Origin of the sequence: Streptomyces melanosporofaciens, assembly GCF_900105695.1 — a bacterium.
Lineage (GTDB): Bacteria > Actinomycetota > Actinomycetes > Streptomycetales > Streptomycetaceae > Streptomyces > Streptomyces antimycoticus.
Map to the genome: position 1 here is coordinate 316,114 of NZ_FNST01000002.1, position 17,214 is coordinate 333,327.

The following is a 17,214-nucleotide window of genomic DNA, read 5'->3' on the forward strand; positions in this document are numbered from 1 at the left end:
TTCTCGGTTTCCCATCTGAGTGGTTCAGAGCAGTTGCTTGAGGGGGACCGACAGGTCCCGGAGTGCTTCGGGGCCGACCCGGGCCCGTGCCGCGACTAGCTTGCGGGCAGCGGTGAAGTCCCGGGGGCTGCAGATCACGTCCGCGGCGCGTACCTGGCCGTCCTTGAGGTAGAAGGCCGCGAAGGACCGCCCGGTCTCGGTGGTGCCGCGGATGACGACGTCGTCGTGGCCGGTGGACAACCCGATGGTCTGGAGCCTGACGTCGTACTGGTCGGACCAGAACCATGGGATAGCGGTATACGGCTCGGGGTTGCCGGTGATGGTCGCGGCCGCAACCCGTGCCTGTTCGGAGGCGTTGGGAACGGACTCCAGTCGGCGGCGTCCGCCGTGCTCACCGCAGGGGTGGCTGGTGCAGTCACCGATCGCGAGGACGGCGCGGTCCTCGGTACGGCAGTACTCGTCAACGACAATGCCGCTGTCGACGGCGAGCCCGGCCTGCTCGGCGAGTTCGGTGTTGGGGACCAGTCCGATGCCGACGAGGACGATGTCGGTGTCGATCCGCTCGCCGTTCTTGAGCTCCACGGCGGACACCGAACCGTCGAGGGCGAAGGAGAAGCCGGTCACGGCTGTGTCGACGCGGATGTCCACACCCTCCTCGGTGTGCACCCGCTGGTAGAACGCGGAGACCTGCGGTGCGGTCACCCGGGCCAGGACACGGGGCAGCGCCTCGAGGACCGTCACGTCCAAGCCGAGTTGCCGGGCTGTGGCGGCCACTTCGAGGCCGATGTAGCCGGCACCGACGACGACCAGCCGGGCACCCGGCACGAAACGGTGCCGCATGGCGGTCACGTCGGCGAGGGTCCTGAGGTAATGGACGTTGGGCGCGTCGTCCAGCCCGGGGGCGGGCAGTCTGCGGGCCCGGCCGCCGGTGGCCAGCACTAGGTGCGCGTACGGCAGCCGCTCACCGTCCACGAGGACCACATGGCGGGCGGTACGGTCGATCGCGGCCACCCGGATGCCGGTGCGCAGGTCGATGCCCTGCTGCTCGTACATGGCGGGCGGCCGGATGTACAGATCATCCACCGAGACCTTGCCGGACAGATACGCCTTGGACAGCGGCGGGCGGGCATAGGGGTAATCGGGTTCCTCACCGACGAGGGTCACCAGCCCCTGGTAGCCGGCCATGCGCAGGGCGGCGACGAAGTCCGCGCCGGATTGACCGCCACCGACCACGACAATACGGTCGGTCGCAGTGCGTTCATTCTGCATGGTGTGCTCCCGCCCGGTCCTACTTCTGGGTCTTCGGGATGTGCACGACGATGCCGTCCAGCGAGGCGTCCAGCGTGATCTGGCAGCACAGCCGGCTGGCGTCGGTGGGTTCCTCGGAGGTCACCTCCAGCATGTCCTCCTCGTCCTCCGACCGTGCGGGCAGCGCCCCGAGCCACTGCTCGTCGACGAAGACGTGGCAGGTGGCGCAGGACAGCTCGCCGCCGCACTCGGCGACGATCCCGGGCACGAGGTTGGCGGTGGCGGCCTGCATGACGGTGGTTCCATCGACGGCGTCGGTCTCCTGCTTGGACCCGTCCGGACGGACGAACACGACACGGGGCATGGCGATCTCCTGAGGGGTGCACGGGGGTGCGGGGTGCGGGTGGGGAATCAGCGGGGGGACGGCATCCGGAGAACTCCGCCGAGGAGTTCGTCGAGGGCGTCGTCATCCAGATGCTCGGCGTTTTCACCGAGGGCGGGTGCGGGAGAGGGGTCGGGCGGCGTGTGGCCGTGCAAAATCATGGGGAATCCCTTTAGCCACTCGGGGACGCTCAGTGCCGCGCGGCGCTCGCGGTAGCGGGGGTCGCGTGCGCGGTCCGCCGCGGTGTTCACGGGCGCGGCGGGGACACCGGCGCGCCGCAGTTGTGCCACGGCCCGGTCCCTGGGCCGTCGGGCCGTCCACTCCGAGATGGCCGCGTCGACGGTGTCCTGGTGCCGCAGCCACCAGTCATCCGGTTCGTGGCCAGGGAGTGCGCTGATCACCTCGGCCAGCGCCCGCCGGTGTCCGGCGCTGGTGCAGGCGATGGCCAGCCAACTGTCGGGCTCCCTCGCGGGGTAGGTGTCGTGGGGGGTGGCGCCGGGGCGGCGGTTGCCGTCCGATACGGGCATACGTCCCGTCCAGACGTACTCACCGAACTGATCGGCCAGGGTCCATGCGACGGTCTCCCTCTGTGAAACATCCAGGTGGATGCCACGCCGACCGGTGGTGACGGCGTCCGCGACCAGCGCGGCACCGACGAAGGACACCACTTGGTCCGGGTAGTTGACGTCGCCGCCCGACCACATGGGCCGCTCGCCCGGGTAGCCCGTGACGGCCGCCAGGCCGGAGAGCAGGTCCAGGGTCGAACCGAAGGAGCCGTACAAGGCCTCGGGCCCAAAGACGCCCTGACTCGACAGGGACAGGTACACCAGGTCGGGGTTGAGCCGGTGCGCGGTGGCGTAGTCGATTCCCATGCGGGCGGTCACGCCCACCCGGAAGTTCTCGACCAGGACATCCGCCCTGCGGATGAGCCGGTGGGCGATGGCCCGGCCGTGCTCGGTCTTCAGATCCAGGCTCAGTTGGCGCTTGCCGGCGTTGTTCGAGGCGAACATCGGCGAAGCCGGCGCCTGCGCCCCGGCCGCCGTCTCGGCGCTGCCCGGCATCACCCACGCCCGGAACGGATCCGGGCGGCCCTGCGACTCAATCTTGATCACGGTCGCGCCGTAGTCGGCGAGTAGTCGGCTGGTGGCCGCCCCGGCGGTGATGGTGCCGAAGTCGAGGGCGACCAGACCGTCCAGAGGTGCCGCGTCCTTGTGTTGCCCGACCGCGCTCGCGCGCGGTGTGCGGACCGCCGCCGGTCGTGGCCCGGTCGCGGGGCTGCCGCCGTTCTCGCCCAGCCGGGGTGCCGAGACCGTGGATGAGGTCGCTCCAGGCACGGTCCACGGGAGGCCGACCACGGGCGCGTCCCTGCGGCGCGAACCGGGCGGAAGGACGAAGCCCCGGGTGCGGAGCTGTTCGTCGGCCATCAGCCTCTCGGCATCGGCAGCATGGCCGAAGGGCAGTCCGAGGCGCTGCGCCTCGGTGTACAGCTCCACGGCCTCACGGCTTGCCGCTGCTTCCGCGATCACGGCCCACCACTCCTGCGAGCGCCGGGCACGCTGCTCGGCGTCGTCGAGGCCGGGCGCGCTCAGGCGCGGGTCGCCGAAGAGTTCGACGACGGCGGGCCACTGGTGTGCGGAGAAGATGACTCCGACCCAGCCGTCCTTGGCCCGCACCACACGCCAGCCACCCTGCGAGGAGCCCGCACGCTTCGGGACCCGACCGCCGAGGTCGTGGAGGACATCGCTCTTCCAGTCCATATAGGCGGCAACGTCGCTCAGGGCGACCTCGACGAGGTCGCCGCGTCCCGTACGGTCGCGATTTCGCAGGGCGAGCATGGCGCCGTACAGGCCCACGAATGCGGCTGCGTGGGCGCTCTGTTCGCCGCCGAGGCTGAGTGGGCGCCGGTTCGGTTCACCGATCATGGTGGCCAGTCCGCCGTAAGCCTCTGCCAGGAGGCTGTCGCCGGTGCTCTCGCTGTACTCCCCAGTCAGCCCGAAGGCGGTGAGCGAGACCGTGACCAGGTGAGGAAAGTGCTGTCTGAGCCGGTCGAAGTCCAGCCCTTCGGCGGCAGCCGCGGCCGGTGTGAAGTCGGTGATCAGGACGTCAGCGGTGCCCAGTGGACTCGTCTCGTCCGCCGCCAGTTGCTCGGGCCTCAGGATGGCGCTGCGCTTGTCGGCGCCGAGGGCCGCGAAGGTGAACTCCCGGGTCCGCAGCGGTGTGCCGGTAGGCGGTTCGCACAGGAGTACGTCGTGGCCGAGGGCGGCGAACAGGCGGCCGCAGGCGGCTCCCGCGACCGACTCGGTGACCTCGACCACCCGGAAAGCGCGCTGCCCGGACATCAGCCCTGCCCTGGGTTGCGCTCGCCGGACCGGAACCTGCCGAGGCCCTCGGCCAGAGCGGTGCTGCGGGCGCGGAGCTCACCGGCGATCTCGTGCCCGTACGCGATGGCCTGTGTCCACTCGGAGATCTCCCCGGGGATCTTCCACAGGCCCTTCTTCGACCATTCCAGCGCGGTCGCGTCGAAGGAGGCGACGCGTTCGGCGAGGGCGGTTGCCGCGGCGGCGAGTTCCTCCAGGGGGACGGCGATGTTGACCAGCCCCCACTCGGCCGCCGTGGTGCCGTCGATGCGCTCGGCGGTGAGCACAAGCCAGGCCGCGTGTTTCGGCTGGAGCCGCAGTTGGGCGGCGGGCCCGGCGAGTGTCGGATAGAGGCCGAAGCCAATCTCCGGCATGCCGATCTGCGCTTCGTTGGCCACGACGGCCAGGTCGGCGACGTTGATCAGGGTGGAGCCCCCGCCGAGGGCGATGCCGTTGACGGCGGCGATGACGACGGCGGGGTGGTTGCGTATCTCCTCCTGCACGGCGGCCCACTCGGTGCGCCGGTCGAGTTCCGCGTCCCCGGTGCTGACCTCGCCCTCCTTGAGGTCGATGCCGGCGCAGAAGGCGGGGCCGTTGCCGGTCAGGATGATCACCTTGGACCTGCCCCGGCATTCATCGAGGGCGCGCACGATGCCGACGCGGGCCGCGCGGTTCATGGCGTTGCGCTTGTGGGGGCGGTTGAAGGTGATGCGGGAGATGCCGTTGTCGAAGTGCTCGACGAGGACGCTCTGTTCCGTTTCCCCCGGGGAGGCCGTTGTCGGGCTCATGCGGGCACCACCTTGAACTTCGGGATGGCCCGGTCCTCACCGACCCGTTCGAAGACGACCTCCAGCGGCATGCCGCACTCCAGGTGCTCCGGCGGGTCGACGAGGGTGGTCATCAGGTACGGCCCCTCCTCCAGCTGGACGAAGGCCACCAGGTAGGGGATCTCGTCGGCGAAGGCGGGGAAGTACTTCTGATGCATGACGATCCAGGACCACAACGTGGCCCTGCCGCTGGCCGCGCGCCATGTGAAGTCCTCGCCGAGGGTCACCGGGTCGACCGGTGACTCGGGGTAGCGGGGCCTTCCGGAATCGCCGTACTGGAGCCGGAGTTCACCGGCGAGGGTGCCCTCCCAGAAGGCGCGGTTGGCGTCCGTGACCGGCGGGAGCATCTCGATGAGTTTCTGGTTGTCCATGGGCTTGCTCACTCCCCGACCAGGACGTGCGAAGTGGTGATGGGTGAGGCACAGATGTACTGGGCGACGTTGCAGTCCGCCACCTGGCGGGGGCCGGCCTCGCCGCGGATCTGGCGCACGGCCTCGACGTGGTGGCCCCAGCCCTGCATGTAGCTCTCACCGGTGTGGCCGCCGGCGGTGTTCACCGGCATCTCGCCGTCGCGTGCGATGCGGTCGCCGGTCGCCCACTTCCAGGCCTCGCCGCGCGGCGCGTGGTCGAAGCCCTCAAGGCTGAACAGGACGGTGGGGGTGAAGTTGTCGTAGATCTGCAGGCAGTCCATGTCCTGCGGGCCGTAGCCCGAGGCCGTGTACACGCGCCGGGCCACGTCCTGGGAGGCGGAGTGGAAGAAGTCCGTGCTCGTGTAGTAGTTGCTGACGCTGCCGCGCGCGGCGGTGGCCGCCACCCGTACCGGCCGCTTGCTCAGGTCACGGGCCCGCTCCAGGGTGGTGAGGATCAGCGCGACGCCGCCGTCGTTGATGATGCAGTAGTCGTACAGGCGCAGCGGGTCGGCGATGTAGCGGGCACCGAGGTACTGCTCCTCGGTGATCTCCTCGCGCATCACGGCCACCGGGTTGAGGGCGGCGTTACGGCGGTTGTTGATCGCGATCGGGGCGAGGGCACCGTCGGGTACACCGTAGTCGTGCGCGTAACGGCGGTACATCATGCCGACGTAGGCCCCGGGGGAGGTCATGCCGTACATCGCGTCGTAGCGGGTGGTGGGGCTGGCGGTGTAGGCGCCGCCGTAGGTCATCTTCACCGAGCGGCCGTTGTTGCCGTACACGCAGGCCACGACGTCGGCCTGACCGGTCTCGATCAGGGAGACGGCGTGCTGGACAGCAACGCCGCTCATCCGACCGGATCCCTCGAGTGCGTTGATGACGCGCGGGCTGGGGATGCCCAGCACGTGCGCGCCGTGCTCGTAGCCGATGCGGGCGGTGAGGAGGCCGTCTACCTCGTCCTTGCGCAGGCCGGCGTCGTCGAGCGCGAAACGCAGAGCCTGCGCGCCGAGTGCGTAGGCATCACGGTGCGCGTCCTTGTTGGCGTAGAGCGCGCCGAAGTCGGTCTGGCCGACACCGACGATCGCAACTTGCCTTCGTTCAGGCATGGTTCAGTCCTGGGTCGTGGTCGTTCGGGGAATGACGGATGAACGCGATGGGCCGTGATGCGATTACCGCTGCCCGGCCGACGATCGCGGGTAGGAGGAAGAGAGGGAAGGGGGCGAAAGCAGAGGAGAGAAGGCGCCTGATCGACCCTGCTGGAAGGGGCACTTGCGGCGTCGCCAGTGCCGTCATGGGCATGGCCGTCCGGCCTGTCCAGGAGAGGGAGCGCCTGGATGCCCGGCCATGAGATTGCGCGATCCAAGGCGAAGGCGTGGCTGTGCGGGTCGGTGGCGATGACCGCCGTATCCTTCAGCAGGCCGTCGAACGCCACCCTGGCCACCTCGGCGGGCTCCTGTGCGAACGGCTCGATGGTGGCGGCCGCGTGCGGATCGCGGCGACGAGTGCCATGACACGTTCGGTTCGGACCCAGCCGGGGCGCGGAGGGAGACATCGGCGATCACCACCCGGGCGCCGCGGGCCGCGGCTTCGCGGGCCAGGGCCAGCCCAAGGCCGGTGGCGCCTCCGGTCACGACGACGACGGCATCCGTCAGAGTGCTCATCATCGGTCCTCGTGTCGGCGGGACGTGGTGACGGTGATGGGCAGGGACAGGAGCTTGTTGATGAAGGTGCTCCAGCCGCGCCTGGGCTCGCCGTTCAGCGCGACCGCGACACCGCGGCGGTGCATCTCCTCGAAGAGGATGCGGAGTTCGAGCTTGGCGAGATTCTTGCCGATGCAGTGGTGAGGACCGTTACCGAAGGTCATGTGCTCGTTCGCGGCCCGGAACGGGTCGAAGCGGTGCGGGTCGGCGAAGACGGCGGGATCCCGGTTGGCGGCAGTGAAGAACATCTGCACCAGGTCGCCCTTCCGCATCTGGGTGCCGTGGAAGTCGACGTCCCGGGTCACCGTGCGGGCCATGTTCATTGCCGGCGTGACGAACCGCAGGAACTCGTCGACCAGCCCGTCCAGGTTGTCGGCGGCGACGGCCCGCTCAGCGGCGTCGGCGATCTGCGGATCGTCCAGGATCAGCCGCATCGACTGGGCGATGACCGTGTGAGTCGTCTCGAATCCGGCGATGAGGAGCAAGGTGAGGTAGTGCAGGTACTCCGCGTCGCTGATCTCTCCGCGCTCGGCGCACTGGGCCAGGACGGTGGCGAAGTCGTCCTGGGGGTCTCGCAGCTTGTCCGTTCGCAACTGTTCCAAGTACGAGTGAACCTCCGGAAACAGCGCCAGCATGGATTCTCCGCCGTTGGGCTGCTCCGCGGCGTCGAAGATCGCGAGGGTCCAGTCCACGATGCGCTGCCGGTCCTGGTGCGGCACTCCGATCACCCGTGCGATGACGCGGGACGGGATGATGGCCGCCACGTCGTCCACCCAGTTGACCTCGCCGCGGGCGGTGATGTCCTCCAACACCTCCACGACGATCTCGCGGACCCAGGTGTCGAAGTTCGCGATGACCCGCGGTCCGAACGAACGGGCGGCAGCCCGGCGCAGTCGGCTGTGGACCGGCGGGTCGTTGTACATGATGTTGTGGCTGAACTCGTGCTGCGACACGGGGAGCGTGGGGAAGAACGGACCCCATTGCGAGCTGAAGAGCTCGGGATCCCGTTCCACCTCGACAATGTCGGCATGCCTGGTGACGCACCAGAACCCTCCGTTGAGCGTGCCGGCCTTCGCCGGCTGCCAGTACAGATCCGGCATCTGCCGAATCGCGTCGAGGGCTTGGTGGGGCACACCGGGCGCGAAAGTCGCGGGGTCCGTGAGGTCCGGTATCAACGGAGCGGTGGTGTCCGTAGTCACTAGTGCACTTCCTTGCGTGCTGTCAGTTCTCATGACTTCTGCGGCTTGCTGAGTTTCCTGGGCCGCGAGTCGCCCGCCGGAGCGGGCCATCGGCGCCTCGGTCGGCTTCCGGTATGAGCACGCTCATGGCGACCTTCGCGGACGCCCTCGCCGCAGTGACGTGCCGACGAGCCACCTCGGCCGCGTCGGCGGCGGATCTACGCCTGATCGCGTCGATGGGGTCGGCGGACTCCTGCCTGAGTACGGCGACCCGTCCCGGAGTGGCGGCCGAGATGTAGCGCAGGGCGTGACTCCGGCCGTAAAGGCCACCGATCAGCTCCTCCAGCATCGGGTTGCGGCATCCGCAGAGCAGGATCCGGTGGAAGCGGGCGACGTCCTGGTTGGTATCGCCCCTCGTTCCGCGATGCCCGCTCGACGGACAGGCGCACCGCGAGCGGCTCCAGTTCGGCACGGATCTCATAGATGTGGTCGATTTCCTCCGCGGTCGGGATTGTCACCCGTAGCCCCCTGCTGGGCGACTCCCCGGCAGCCCTTCGATCTGAAGGCGCCGAAGGGCGCAGGATGTCCACGACCTTGTCACGCACGAGCTTGTCCCCCTTCACCCGAAGATCGAGGTCGGCCATATCACACCTCTGACTCGGGGAAGTTTGTATGACGGAATACAGAGTGCGGTCGACCAAGCGTCATTGTCAACGGGTCAGGTAGAAACTTCCGCAAACAAGAGCGGACCTGCTGGGCCAGGCGGCATCAGGCTCTGGCCCGGCAGCGGGAAGGAAGCGCTGGCCCGTGGGGCGAGGGCCATCCTGACGGCCGGACCTGTATGCCAGACCGCCCCGGCGCACTGTAGGCGCTGGTCGCGTCCGGTCTGCGGCCGACGTGACTGGAGTATGAGCGGATGGAGGAGTTGCCCGCCGACGCCGCAGCGATGCCCCACTTCTCCGCCCTGGGCAGGACCGGGAGTGTAGTGGCGAACGAGCAGTGCCCGCAGGCCCTACATCAAGTGATCGCGGTCGGCCTTGCCGAGGCTTTCCGCGACATGCCGCTCGTGCATGCGTTCCGGTTCACGCAGTAGGTCGACGCCGGAGCAGGTGAGGTAGATCCAGCGAGCGCGGCCGTCCCGCTCGTCCGAACGCCGCGTGGCCAGTCCTCCGGTCGCCGACCCGTCCATGGCCGGGGTCATGTGTGGGCGTTCGCCCGCCAGGGTGGCTGAGAGTTCACCCTGGATGATGCTGGGGTTCTGGTCCGCGACGGCAAGCACGGAGAACTACGCGGCAGCCAGCGGCCCCACCTCTCAATTCGTCCCCGAGTGTGTCGAGTACTACGCCGCGGCGGCCGGGAGCCTGGAGGTCGGCCTGGTCGACGCCGACTTCTGGGTCGATACCCGCCGATCCCTCCGTCCAGGAAGTGATCGTCGGTTCGCCGCGTCGACATACCGCTGAGTCGCCTGGCGGCCAAGGCCTGGCTATGATTTGTAATACATGTTACGGTCAGACGAAGTTCCGAACTCGGTGTCCGAGCGCTTTTGACGCGCGGCTCAAGGGGCGGGAGGCGGAATGAGGCCCACTGCTGGCCATGACCTTGGCCCGGCGACAGGAAGCGGTCACCCAGCTGTCCGGACAGCATCTTCAACCCGGAAGGTCTGGCCGTACTGAACCCTCGGCTGGAATCCCGGCCGCGAGTCCTGCCGCACTGCCCGTCCTGGCCCGCCCCCAGAATGTGCTTGTTCCATGAGGTCGAAGCGGTCAGGGAGGACATCAAGATCGGGCGCGGGGTCAAGGTCCTCTTCGATCCCGCGACCCCGGAGACCGTCCCGCGCTTCCGCCTGGCCGCAGGCGGCGTCCGAAGGGTAGATCGACGAAAAATTTCTGAGATGGAGTGCGCTCGTGTCATTTGATCCCTTATCGGGAGACGACCAGCATGCGAGGTACGAAGTGCCGTCATACAAAAATTGACGACAGTAACTGGGCCTTCAGGCGGCGTCCTGCTCGCATCCACGAAGGCCAACGACAGGCGCGCGCCGTGATGGTGCCTCAAAGATGTCAAGTCTCATGACGTGAGCGGTGAGAAGGAGTAATGATGACGGTTTCCGAAGACGAGAGGGCCCGGGTCCAGCGCAACTACTTCCCGGTTCAGGGCGAAGGTGCCGCCCAGCGCTTCTACTTCCCGGCCGGGGCCGAGGAGGTCCTCTTCGGCGCGGACGCCCCCCGAGACGTGGCCGCCCTGTGTGAGAAGTTTGGCTACCAGCGGCCGTTCGTGTTCAGCTCCCGCACACTTAACCGGACCACCGACGTAGTGGACCGGATCGCCAAGTCGCTCGGAATGAAGCTGGTCGGGCTGAGCGACCGCGTCGGCGAGCACGCCCCCGTCAGCAACGTGATCGCTGCGATCTCCGAAGTGCGGCAGGCGGGTGCAGACGTGCTGGTGTGCATCGGCGGCGGTTCGGTCATGGACTTCGGTAAGTTCGTGCAGCTCGGAGTGACCGAGGGCGTGCGCACCCGGGAAGATCTGCGTGCCCTGCAGGTGGGCCAGCAGCCGGACCTGAACCAGCGCCCGGACCTGCGGCAGATCACCATACCCACGACGTTCTCGCTATCGGAGTGGACACCGGCCGGGACCCCGGTGGACGACGTGACCGGCAAGAAGATCACCCTCCGCATACCGAACGGAGTGGGCCGCGCGATTGTCTACGACCCCGATGTCGTCCGGCATACACCTCTCCGGCTCGCACTCGTCACAGCGATCCGGGGCCTGGATCACTCGATCAATACAGTGTGCTCGACGGCGCCCAACGAGCTGTGCACGGTTCTCGCGCTGCAGGCGATCACCCACTTCCACACCGCGATCCCGCTGCTGGCTCAGGGGAAGGCGGATATCGCGCTGCCAATGCTTCAGCGGGCCTCCTGGCTCGGTGGGGTCTGCCAGATGTCCGTCCCGCACGGCTTCAGTCACTTCATGGTCCACGTGCTCGCCCCGTGGGCCCATATCGGGCACAGCGAGACCGCTTGCGTCATGATGCTCGCCCAGGCGCGATGGCTGCGTGAGCACGACGATCCGCGTCTCGCCGCTGTGGCCGCGGCGATGGGTCGGCCGGGGGAGACTCTCGACGTGATCCTCTACGACCTATTGCGAGACATTGGCCTCCCCACGTCCCTGCGCGAGATCGGGGTCGACCCCGAGCAGATCAGCGGGGTGGTACCTCACGCGCTCGCGCACCCGTATCTGACGCTTCACAACCTGCGCCCGATCACCACTGCGGATGACATCCTGACAGCGCTGGCCAGCGTTGCGGAGTAGGCATGAACGGCCGGAGCCGTGTACTGCCGCACGCTCAGCCGTGCGGAGTCGACTCGATCAACAAGGGTCGCGTGACCGCACCGGACGGACCTCAGTGACCTGCGCATTGAGCGCCAGGGCCGGGAACGAGGATGAGGATCTCGACGCGCGGGTCGACGTGATCGCAACACCATCGTGCTCAAGCCGAGCGAGATCGCGGCACTGACCGCCGAAATTTTGGCCGAGGTCTCTGCCGAGGCCGGACTCCCCAGCGGGGTGCTCAACATCGTGCACGGTACCGGCCTGCACGTCGGTGAGGCGATCGCTCAACACCCGGGCGTCGACATGGTGTCCTTTACCGGCTCGATCCGGGCGGGCAAGCGGGTCGCGGTGGTCGCGTCGGACACGGTGAAGCGGGTTGCGCTTGAGCTGGGCGGCAAGTCCGCGTCCGTCGTGCTCGATTCCGCCGGCATCGAGGAGGCCGCGCAGGTCGGCTTGGCCGCCGCATGGCGCAACGGCGGTCAGACATGTTCGGCGTGGACGCGGATGCTTGTGACCGCCGCGTACCAGGACCGGATGGTGGAGGCTCTCGTGGCTGCGGCGGCCTCCCACCCGGTGGGGCACCCGACGGACGAGTCGGCTGTCATCGGACCGATGTCGTCCGAAACCCAGCGGCAGCGGGTCACCGTATACATCGAGCTGGGCGTCGCACACGGCGCAAGGCTCGCCCTCGGCGGCCCGTCGCGGGCGCCCGGGTTCGAGGAGGGCGCCCACGTGCAGCCGACGATCTTCGTCGACGTCGATCCCGGCAGCGTGATCGCGCAGGAGGAGATCTTCGGCCCAGTGGCGTCGGTGATCCCTTACCGGCTCCGAGGAAGAGGCCGTGGAGATCGCGAACAACACCGTCTACGGTCTCTCCGGCGCTGTATTCGGCGAGCCCGACCATGCGCTCGAAGTCGCACGAATGCTGCGCACCGGGCAGGTGATGTTGAACGGGGGCCAGTTCAACGTGCTGGCCCCGTTCGGCGGCTACAAACGGTCCGGCAACGGTCGCGAGTTTGGACGCCACGGCCTGGAAGAATTTCTGGAGACCAAGTCCATCCAGCTCTGGGCGATGTCCGCCTCCTCGCTCCGGTCGGGCGCGGGGAGGTGGGACTGTCGCCCGCAGGGGTGCGGGACGTTCGTATACGCCTTTGCTGATGACGCGAGCTGCCAGAAAACTAAGCGGACGTCGTAACCGTCCCCTACCGAGAGCTCTGGACAGTGGGGGATCCGCTCGCCGGCCTCGGCTGGGTGCTCCGCCGACCGGTCGCCGGGCTGGTGCGCCCCAGCGCCCACAGCATGGAACCCGCGTTCTTCATCGTCATGGGCGTCACGATCCCAGGCCGACCCGTCGCGGCGGCATTCACGTCGGCCTCGCCGACCACCCCACCGAGGTCTGCACGGTTGCTGTCGCCCGGGAGGTCCTCAAGACCGTCGAGCCCGAGACCCGGCATGTTCTCGTCGTACGTTCAACATCGCCTGATCGAGCGGGCAGAGTTGTGCCATCGGTGCGAAGCGGACTGACGCGGATCGCTGGCAGAGGAAACCCCGTCGTGGGCCCAGCCGGTCGCAGCTCGGCAGGCATTGCCAACGACCAGGAGGGAGAAGCACGATTTTCGATCATTGTCATCGCGTGCGACAAAGGAATTGGTGTGCATGGTGATCGGCTCGACAGTCTGGGCAGGCGTGGCCTGGACCCGCTGCTAGTCCTCGGTCGGACCCCGCTGTTCGACCATGCCCTTGAGAAACGCGGCGCGCACGCCGGTGTCTCCGATGCCCTCAATGATGTCCCTGACGGACAGCTTCGTCATCAGCTCCGGACCGTCGAATAGCACGCGGGGCCCGCGGCAGTGGCAGTAGTGCGGGATCTGATCGAAGGTGTATAGCCCGGTCGCAACGATGATGTTGATGTCGACCTGCTCGTTGACCTGCTGGAGCCGCGGGATTTGGCGGCCGAGCCCGACGACGGTCGGGGTGACGAGGGTGTCAATGCCGACGGCTTCCAGCGCACGCAGCTTTTCGGCGGTGTCAGAGCGACCTGCTCCTCCTCGACCCACCAGTCGCCACCGTAATGGGTCATTACATCCGGGGGTCATGTTGTGCTTCAGGGTGGCGCCCAGTTGATCGAGCGCCACGGGACAGCGAACGGACCCGACGTACTGACACTCATCGGTGGCTCCATGTAAACGACCCGAAACGACCTATCTGGAAGTGCGGCAGGTCGTAACGGGCATGTCACGTGCAAGACGCACAGTCAGCTCGCCCAGATGGCCGGGAGCACAAACGCCCTCGGCTACCGAGATGGTGCGGGTGAACGTGGTGGTGGCACACTACATGGGCACGGGGCCTCTCGGAACACGAAGATCTTGGTCGACTTCATTCCTGGGTTCAGCGTCATAGGGCGTTGGCGGTGGATGATGAAGGCAGCCGCTGGGACGTCGCTGGCCGCGAAAGCGGCCAGCGTGGGTAACCGGAATGCTCACCCGTAATCTCTGCGCGGTGTGCCGCAGCTCGTGCGTTTTCGGCGTCAGGGGTGAGTAACACTCTCGTTGTCGCTCTGTGAATCAGGTACGCGTCACGTCGGTTGGGTGCCGCGGACGGTCTGCAGCGCAGCTGCCTTCGCGGCGAGCACGTGCTGGCGCGCGCTCGCCGCGGCGGCGCTCGCGTCCCGTTCATGAATCAGGCGGGCGACCTCGCGCAATTCGTTCGCGCTGGCCTCAGCTCGACCTGCAATGCTTAGCGAAAGCCTGCGGAGTGAATGGATGCGCGTCTCGATCGACTCAATCATCTGCCGCATGGTTGAGTTCGCGGCCCCGGAGAGGAGGACCCGGTAGAAGCGCCGACTGAGGTCCAGACCGTCCGTGTCGTCAGGCAGCGTTTTCAAAGTGTCCACGAGTTGCCGCACCTGGTCGTCTGAGGCATTGCGGACGAACAGCTCGACGGCCGCGGGTTCAAGCGCCGCACGCACGTCGTAGAGCTCGGACACGACGGACTCCGACAGCACGGCGACCTTCAGACCGCGCGTCTCGGAGCGCTCGACGAGCCCTTCCGCCTGCAGGCTGCGCAACGCCTCGCGCAGGGATGTGCGACTCACTCCGGTGAGCTCACCGAGTTCGCGCTCCGTGAGCCTACGCCCCGGCTCGAGGTCACCCTGCAGGATCGCCTCGCGGACCACGTCGGTCACCCTGTCGCGGAGCAGACGTTCCGTCCGTTCGATGCGGAGCCCGAGATGTTCTGGGGTCACGTAGCGCCTCCGATCAATTCTTCCCTGTGTACCCTAGCGTGACCATTAGGTCGACATGGTCGCGGGCATGGCGAGGACATCGTCCCTATGGTGTTCGGCCGGACGTCACACGGACGACCAGTGTGGCGAGTGCGAGGCCCGACGTACCGAAGTCAGTGGCGGCCAGGTCGCTGACTGAAGACACAGACTTCAGCCCCCGATCATCGGTGATTACTCTGTTCACCTCGGCCGGATCGTCACCGAGGGTCATCCGAATTCGGGTAAGCACGTCCCGTGCTGCCCGCCAGTTCTACCGCGGCGCCCGGCTGGCTCACCCCGTCGCGGGGTCTCATCCTGTTTCCGCTCAGTCCAGCCACTTGCGGCTCCTTAAGGGACTATATCGATGAATTACTTGGTGTCCTACATGGTCAGTTTGAGGAGGCGCTTGTAGCAGCAGAGGGCGTCGGTGAGGCCGTGGAAGGCCAGGTAGCTGCGTGGGGCTCGTAGCGAGGTGACAGGCGGGGTAGCCTGTCAGTCAGGCGGTTGTGGGTCGGCCGCACGGGTCAGCGACCTCCTCGGGCCGTCCTCTGTACTCGACCAGGGCCAGCAGCGCGGTCGCGCAGCCCCGGGTCGTTCTCGGCCGCGGCTGGGCGTCCCCCGCCGGGGCGGCGTACCCGGCCGTCCGGTTCGGCGCCCTCCTCATGGTCGGCTAGTCCCCGGCTGACACAGCCCTTCGAGACCCTGGCTGCCCGCGCCACGGCGGGGCTCCCGCCGTGACCGAGCTGCCGGGCCTCCGCCGCGTAGAGCAATCGGTGCTGACGCTCTTTTCAGGTGCAGTGTTACCGCTTCCAGCCTCGCCCGTAACGGACCGATCGACTCACCGGAATGCCCTATGCCACGTCAACGAGTCGAAGTCCGGAAGCAATCAGCAGTTCCGACGAGCCATCATCACTGCGCTGGACGACCGGGCTCACGCGTGCCGGTCGTCGACCGGAAAGACCTTGGCGAACGGGGTCGCGAACCGTTGGACTCCGGGTCGGGGACATTCGATCCCAGGGTGGGGGCCGGACCAGGATCGGTAAGCGCGAAGCCGCGCAAGATCAGGGGGAATCCCTTGATCCACTCCCCGTCCATGCTGCGCAATGCAACGCGGCGCTCGCGGTAGCGGGACCGGGCGGCCCGGTCCGCCGCAATACAGACGGGGACCGCGGGCCCACCAGCGGCGTGCAGCTTGGCCGCGGGTGCAGGTCGAGGTCCATTTAATGATCTGCACGTCGACGTGGTCCTGGTTGTCCACCTCCCTTGCTCGTCCTCATCAACTGCCAGCCCGGGGACTAGGCTGGCGAGTGCCCGTCGGTGGTGCAGGCGACCGCGAGCCATGCCTTGTCCACGCTCGGGTAGACGTCGTGCGTGGGCGCGCCCGGCCGACGGTTGCCGATCGGCAGTATAGGCAGGCCCTCCCAGACGTATGCGGCGAGTTGGCCGACGAGTGTCCACGCCGCCAACTCCCGCTGCGAGATGTCCGGCCGCGCGCCCGCCCGGCCCGTCGCGACCGCGCGCCACCAGCGCGGCTCCCGCCATCGCCACGATCTAGTCGGGATTAGTTGACTTGCCCGGACGACCAGATCAGCGCCCCGCCGCAGTACCCCGTGGCACTGGCAAGGCCGAGAGCAGGTCCAGCGTAGAGCCGTAGGAGCCGTAGTGGGATTCCGGTCCGGCGCTGCCCTGACTCGGCAGGGACAGATAGATCAGATCAGGTTCAGTTCTCGGGTGTCGGGGTCAATCACCATCCGGGCAGTGACACCTGCCCGAAGTCCTCCACGAGCAGGTCGGCCCGCCGGATCAGGTCGTGGATGATCCGGCGACCGCCCTCACTCTTGGGGTCCATGCACAGGCCGGTCTTGCCGACATCATTCGACCTGAACATGGGCGACATCGTCGTGCCCGCGACATGCGAACCCGGCATCACCCACTCCCGGAACAGGTCCGGGCGAGCACTCGATTCGATCTTGATGATCGTTGCGCCGTAGTCCGAGAGCAGTCTACCCGTGGCCGTACCCACAGTGCTCGTGCCGAAGTCAAGCACGAACATGTCTGGCAGAGGCGCGGCATCCCGTCGGCTGGCGCCCACGTCTACCGCCGACGTCAGCAAAGCGACCGCAGTACGAGGGACGATCGCGTCCTCGCCGAGCGCGGGTGCCCGCTTGCCCTCGGCCGCCCTCCCGCCGGGGGAGGGGGAAGGACACCACCGGTGTGTCCCGCCGGCGCTGGTCGGGAGGGACACCACGAAATCCGCATCGCGAGCTGAGCGGAGCCGACCAGACCGGCCGCCGTCGCCACGTACCCGAACGGGAGTCCGAGCCGCTGTGCCGAGGTGTAGACCTCGTGGGCCTCTCGTCGGCCGTTTGCGTCCTCGATCACCGGCCACAGCTCCTCTTCCCGCTGGAGCCGAATTCGCGGATCAAGGAAATCCGGGTCGGCGAGACGGGGCGGCGCCGACCAGCCCGACGACAGCGGGCCACTGGTCCGGCACGAAGATGACGCCGACCCAAC

At 67.8% G+C, this 17,214-nt stretch carries 15 protein-coding genes and 1 pseudogene; 3 read left to right on the top strand and 13 right to left on the bottom strand.

Annotated features, from left to right (window positions below; genetic code table 11):
- Positions 1-24: 24 nt before the first annotated feature.
- From BLV72_RS04020 to BLV72_RS47190, 9 genes are all read right to left on the bottom strand, one after another.
- Positions 25-1,269, bottom strand: coding sequence for an NAD(P)/FAD-dependent oxidoreductase (locus tag BLV72_RS04020; protein ID WP_093460327.1), 1,245 nt, complete (start codon positions 1,267-1,269; stop codon positions 25-27).
- A 19-nt stretch (positions 1,270-1,288) separates the two neighbouring features.
- Positions 1,289-1,612 (bottom strand): 2Fe-2S iron-sulfur cluster-binding protein, encoded by a 324-nt coding sequence (locus BLV72_RS04025; protein WP_093460329.1) that lies wholly within the window; start codon positions 1,610-1,612, stop codon positions 1,289-1,291.
- Positions 1,613-1,659: 47 nt separating this feature from the next.
- Positions 1,660-3,969, bottom strand: a complete 2,310-nt coding sequence (locus BLV72_RS04030; protein ID WP_093460331.1) for a CaiB/BaiF CoA-transferase family protein — start codon at positions 3,967-3,969, stop codon at positions 1,660-1,662.
- Positions 3,969-4,775, bottom strand: coding sequence for an enoyl-CoA hydratase/isomerase family protein (locus tag BLV72_RS04035; protein ID WP_093460332.1), 807 nt, complete (start codon positions 4,773-4,775; stop codon positions 3,969-3,971). The genes BLV72_RS04030 and BLV72_RS04035 overlap by 1 nt, the downstream gene beginning before the upstream one ends.
- Positions 4,772-5,185: a Zn-ribbon domain-containing OB-fold protein gene (locus tag BLV72_RS04040; protein WP_093460334.1), complete on the bottom strand. Its 414-nt coding sequence runs from the start codon at positions 5,183-5,185 to the stop codon at positions 4,772-4,774. The genes BLV72_RS04035 and BLV72_RS04040 overlap by 4 nt, the downstream gene beginning before the upstream one ends.
- Positions 5,186-5,193: 8 nt before the next feature.
- Positions 5,194-6,330, bottom strand: a complete 1,137-nt coding sequence (locus tag BLV72_RS04045; protein ID WP_093460336.1) for a thiolase family protein — start codon at positions 6,328-6,330, stop codon at positions 5,194-5,196.
- Between the two features lie 554 nt (positions 6,331-6,884).
- A complete protein-coding gene (locus BLV72_RS04050; RefSeq protein ID WP_167746309.1) occupies positions 6,885-8,123 on the bottom strand; it encodes a cytochrome P450 in 1,239 nt (412 codons plus the stop codon).
- A 22-nt stretch (positions 8,124-8,145) separates the two neighbouring features.
- On the bottom strand, positions 8,146-8,583 hold the full coding sequence (locus tag BLV72_RS51890; RefSeq protein ID WP_093460339.1) for an FCD domain-containing protein: 438 nt from the start codon (positions 8,581-8,583) through the stop codon (positions 8,146-8,148).
- 531 nt (positions 8,584-9,114) lie between these two features.
- Positions 9,115-9,381, bottom strand: a complete 267-nt coding sequence (locus BLV72_RS47190) for a helix-turn-helix domain-containing protein (RefSeq protein WP_143059741.1) — start codon at positions 9,379-9,381, stop codon at positions 9,115-9,117.
- Positions 9,382-10,199: 818 nt separating this feature from the next.
- Here BLV72_RS47190 and BLV72_RS04065 point away from each other — a divergent pair.
- The 3 genes and pseudogenes from BLV72_RS04065 to BLV72_RS51005 all read left to right on the top strand — a co-directional run bounded on the left by BLV72_RS04065 (position 10,200) and on the right by BLV72_RS51005 (position 12,633).
- On the top strand, positions 10,200-11,417 hold the full coding sequence (locus tag BLV72_RS04065) for an iron-containing alcohol dehydrogenase (protein WP_167746310.1): 1,218 nt from the start codon (positions 10,200-10,202) through the stop codon (positions 11,415-11,417).
- Between the two features lie 174 nt (positions 11,418-11,591).
- Positions 11,592-12,203 (top strand): annotated as a pseudogene (locus BLV72_RS51000) (aldehyde dehydrogenase family protein); the annotation flags it as partial.
- Between the two features lie 76 nt (positions 12,204-12,279).
- Positions 12,280-12,633 carry an aldehyde dehydrogenase family protein gene (locus BLV72_RS51005; RefSeq protein WP_280143004.1) on the top strand — a complete coding sequence of 118 codons (354 nt, stop codon included), beginning with the start codon at positions 12,280-12,282 and terminating at the stop codon, positions 12,631-12,633.
- Between the two features lie 508 nt (positions 12,634-13,141).
- On the opposite strand, the gene BLV72_RS04080 is transcribed toward BLV72_RS51005, so the two are convergent.
- From BLV72_RS04080 to BLV72_RS04090, 4 genes are all read right to left on the bottom strand, one after another.
- Entirely contained in the window at positions 13,142-13,573 is a 432-nt protein-coding gene (locus BLV72_RS04080; protein WP_208905530.1) for a phosphotriesterase family protein, read from the bottom strand.
- A 440-nt stretch (positions 13,574-14,013) separates the two neighbouring features.
- Complete coding sequence (locus tag BLV72_RS04085; protein ID WP_093460345.1) at positions 14,014-14,682, bottom strand: GntR family transcriptional regulator; 669 nt, start codon at positions 14,680-14,682, stop codon at positions 14,014-14,016.
- Between the two features lie 1,313 nt (positions 14,683-15,995).
- Positions 15,996-16,406: a CoA transferase gene (locus tag BLV72_RS51895; protein ID WP_425288503.1), complete on the bottom strand. Its 411-nt coding sequence runs from the start codon at positions 16,404-16,406 to the stop codon at positions 15,996-15,998.
- 38 nt (positions 16,407-16,444) lie between these two features.
- Positions 16,445-16,753: a CoA transferase gene (locus BLV72_RS04090; protein WP_093460347.1), complete on the bottom strand. Its 309-nt coding sequence runs from the start codon at positions 16,751-16,753 to the stop codon at positions 16,445-16,447.
- Positions 16,754-17,214 lie beyond the last annotated feature (461 nt).

Bases quoted from the DNA above. Each gene is read 5' to 3' on its own strand.
- BLV72_RS04065 (WP_167746310.1), top strand. From the start codon at position 10,200: ATGACGGTTTCCGAAGACGAGAGGGCCCGGGTCCAGCGCAACTACTTC.
- BLV72_RS04020 (WP_093460327.1), bottom strand. From the start codon at position 1,269: ATGCAGAATGAACGCACTGCGACCGACCGTATTGTCGTGGTCGGTGGC.
- BLV72_RS04035 (WP_093460332.1), bottom strand. From the start codon at position 4,775: ATGAGCCCGACAACGGCCTCCCCGGGGGAAACGGAACAGAGCGTCCTC.
- BLV72_RS04025 (WP_093460329.1), bottom strand. From the start codon at position 1,612: ATGCCCCGTGTCGTGTTCGTCCGTCCGGACGGGTCCAAGCAGGAGACC.
- BLV72_RS04040 (WP_093460334.1), bottom strand. From the start codon at position 5,185: ATGGACAACCAGAAACTCATCGAGATGCTCCCGCCGGTCACGGACGCC.
- BLV72_RS51890 (WP_093460339.1), bottom strand. From the start codon at position 8,583: ATGAGATCCGTGCCGAACTGGAGCCGCTCGCGGTGCGCCTGTCCGTCG.
- BLV72_RS04090 (WP_093460347.1), bottom strand. From the start codon at position 16,753: ATGTTCGTGCTTGACTTCGGCACGAGCACTGTGGGTACGGCCACGGGT.
- BLV72_RS04030 (WP_093460331.1), bottom strand. From the start codon at position 3,969: ATGTCCGGGCAGCGCGCTTTCCGGGTGGTCGAGGTCACCGAGTCGGTC.
- BLV72_RS04045 (WP_093460336.1), bottom strand. From the start codon at position 6,330: ATGCCTGAACGAAGGCAAGTTGCGATCGTCGGTGTCGGCCAGACCGAC.